We start from the raw sequence: 1,331 nt of genomic DNA on the forward strand, positions 1-1,331 counted from the left end.
CGGCCTTAAACGTGCAGCAACAAATGACGGCGTTCCCACGAGCTGATCACGCGGAAAAACGCTTCATATTCGGTTTCTTTCAGTGCCAGGTAAGCCTTGACGAACTTCTCGCCGAGAATCTCGGCCATCGGCTCGCACGCGCCCATGAGCGTCAGCCCTTCTTCCAGATTGCGCGGCAACTGGTAGGGCAGTTCGTAACCGTCGCTGAGCAGCGGCTCGGTCGGCTCCAGTTTTTGCGTCATGCCAAGATAGCCGGCCGCCAGGGTCGCTGCGATCGCCAGATACGGATTGCAGTCCACACCCGGAATGCGGTTTTCAATGCGGCGCGCGGCCGGGCCCGAATGCGGAATCCGGAAGCCCACGGTGCGGTTGTCGTAACCCCAGGCCACATTGATCGGCGCAGCCATGAAGCGCGACAGGCGGCGATACGAGTTGATGTACGGTGCGAAGATCGGCATCAGCGCCGGCGTGTATTTCTGCAGCCCGGCGATATAGCCGGTGAAGAGCGACGTGGGCTTGCCGTCCGGACCGGTGAACAGGTTCTGGCCGGTTTCTTCGTCCACGAGGCTCTGGTGCATGTGCATCGCCGAGCCCGGTTCGCCTTCCATCGGCTTGGCCATGAAGGTCGCGTACATCTTGTGACGCAGCGCGGCCTCACGCACCGTGCGCTTGAACAGGAACACGCTGTCGGCGAGTTTCAGCGGATCGCCGTGCATGAAGTTGATTTCCATCTGCGCGGCGCCGACTTCGTGAATCAGCGTGTCGACTTCCAGTTCCTGCACCTCGCAGTATTCATAGATGTCTTCGAACAGCGGATCGAACTCGTTGACGGCTTCAATCGAATACGCCTGACGTCCGGTCTCCGGACGACCCGTACGGCCGATCGGCGGTTGCAGCGGCAGATCGGGGTCCTTGTTCATGTCGACCAGATAGAACTCGAGCTCGGGCGCGATGACCGGCTTCCAGCCTTTGGCCTTGTAGAGTTCGAGCACGCGGCGCAGCACACGGCGCGGCGAGATCGCGACGGGCGTGCCGTCGAAGTGAACGCAATCGTGGATCACCTGGGCGGTCGGATCGACGGCCCACGGAATCATGCGGATGGTGCTGGCGTCAGGAACGCACACCATGTCCGGATCGGTGACGCCGGTGAGCGTGCCGTCTTCCGGATAGTCCCCTGTGACGGTCTGGATCATCACCGCCTGCGGCAAGCGCATGGACTCGCCGGATTCGAACTTGCTGCGCGGAATGATCTTGCCGCGTGCGATCCCGGCCATATCCGGAATGATCGCTTCGATTTCGGTGACGCGGTTCTTCTTCAGGAAGTCGTCGAT

General features: G+C 61.3%; 1 protein-coding gene. It reads right to left on the reverse strand.

Going from position 1 to position 1,331, the window contains the following annotated elements:
* Window positions 1-5: 5 nt before the first annotated feature.
* Window positions 6-1,331: glutamine synthetase family protein (locus tag PQQ96_RS41985; protein ID WP_408303300.1), on the reverse strand; the 1,326-nt coding region annotated here is incomplete at its 5' end.

Source organism: Paraburkholderia sediminicola (assembly GCF_046027825.1).
GTDB classification, from domain to species: domain Bacteria; phylum Pseudomonadota; class Gammaproteobacteria; order Burkholderiales; family Burkholderiaceae; genus Paraburkholderia; species Paraburkholderia sediminicola_D.